Genomic DNA, 1,817 nt, shown 5'->3' on the forward strand with positions numbered 1-1,817 from the left:
AATGAATCTAATAGAAACATCAATTTTGAACCTGCAAAAATCAACTGTACTACCCAATTAATGATTTTAGGGAACGCTTCTTTAGCACCAAAAAAACCTTTATCCTCAATATACATATAACTTGTATAAGCTGATAAGACTGACATATCTTTTGCATTAATAGCACCTGCTTCTTTAGCTAGTGCTTCTTGATAATCATTTGAACTATCAATTGTACCAGCCTTTGTTAAAATAGCACTATTATAAGCATTATTTAATGTTGTAATAGCAGAAGCAGTTTTTGTTTTATCATATCCCGCATTTGATAATTTTGAAATAGCCCCTTGATAGAGTAGATTATATTTTTGATAAGTCTCTTCTGTAATCGGAATCGCATTATTACCTTGTGTTTGATTACTTAGATTTTTAATCTCATTAATAATTGTTAGAACTGCTTTATACTCTGGAGTATTAACAATATCGCCTTGGGCATTTGTTACAAACTCAGGTGCTTTAATACCACTATCAGAACCGATAGTATCATTAGTGACAACTGCATTACCTGTGTCTAAAGCGTAGGCTTGACTACCACAAAACAACAGACTTAAAAAGGTTAGCGCAACTAAAATCTTTTTCATTTAAGCCCCGCTTTCCAAGAATTACCAATATCTTTCAGAAAATCTGGTAAGTATCTAATAGTCTTGATGAACGGTTCATAAAGACCAGTCATTTTCAACATCATTAAAAAGAATACAAGGAATATGACAACACCTAATACCATATCCACAAGTGATTTTTTGTTTTTCATTGATATTTTCCTTTCAAGTCTTTATACAGCGACTAATTCTGTTTCGATTGTGTCACACAATGGATTGATTTCAGAAACAATACCGTCAATTGTAATACGTTCAGTACGCCCAAACGGGTCAGTAAAGAGACATTGCCCCATAGACATGCTAGACACCCATTTACGTGTTTCTTCTGATTTCACAATACCATGAGTATCTAAGATTAAATCTGTCTCAGTCGGAGAGTTAAAACTAAACAATGTACCAAAACCAGTATCATCTAATTCTGAATTAGAATCTTTGTGAGATTGAGAAACGAATACCAAGAAATTATTAAACGACCGACCAGTTCGTCTGATTTTCATAATAATTTCTTTACCTACATCAGTAATATTAAAGAACCATGCTTCATCAATGAAAGTAATTGATTCTTTCTTGCTTTCAGAGCCAAATTTGTAACAGAATTGACCTAGGGCATAAAGAGCGACTAGAGACTGTCTTTGATTTTCAGTAATACTTGTTTCACTTGTCGGTAATTCAAGACCAGTTACTTCAATAATTGAAATACGTTTTGACATACTAATGGCTTTATTTTGACCATTAGAGAAACAAAGAGATAAAGTAGAGTTACTCATTTTTTCAAGTAGTAACTCCGCCGTAATTCTCACTCTATCCGTTTCACTCTTAGTGAGGGCTTCCATGATATTTTTAGTACCGACTTTTTCGCCATTTTCACGCAAGACAAGATATTTTTCAATCATTTGTAACAATTCTTTTTCAAATTGTTCATTTTGTTTCAAATCGTAAAACTCGCCAATCATAGAAATAATCAAGTTTTTAGCTTCTTGACCTGTCAAGAATACTAACGGGTCAAGGACACCATGATTTTCAGAATTTCTAGCGTCAATGGTCACAAAATTAATCTGTTTGATATAGTCACAAATTTCAGGATAGATACCTTGACTTTCATACTCATGTAAAACTTTCATGAATTGTTTTCTAACTTCTGCTTTGGGGTCAAAGTAAAGCAATTTTGTTTTCAAAATACTA

At 32.7% G+C, this 1,817-nt stretch carries 3 protein-coding genes; all 3 read right to left on the minus strand.

Annotated elements, in window-relative coordinates:
* A partial coding sequence (locus tag LRA01S_RS10485; protein WP_156470240.1) for a hypothetical protein occupies positions 1-617 on the minus strand: 617 nt, incomplete at its 3' end.
* Complete coding sequence (locus tag LRA01S_RS11005) at positions 614-787, minus strand: hypothetical protein (protein WP_156470241.1); 174 nt, start codon at positions 785-787, stop codon at positions 614-616. The genes LRA01S_RS10485 and LRA01S_RS11005, both read right to left, overlap by 4 nt.
* Positions 788-808: 21 nt before the next feature.
* Positions 809-1,817 (minus strand): ATP-binding protein (locus tag LRA01S_RS10490; protein WP_174519825.1); only part of this gene is annotated, 1,009 nt, incomplete at its 5' end.

Origin of the sequence: Pseudolactococcus raffinolactis NBRC 100932 (assembly GCF_001591765.1) — a bacterium.
Classification (GTDB): Bacteria; Bacillota; Bacilli; order Lactobacillales; family Streptococcaceae; genus Pseudolactococcus; species Pseudolactococcus raffinolactis.

Excerpts from the sequence above, each read along its gene's own strand:
- LRA01S_RS11005 (WP_156470241.1), bottom strand. The coding sequence starts at position 787 with ATGAAAAACAAAAAATCACTTGTGGATATGGTATTAGGTGTTGTCATA.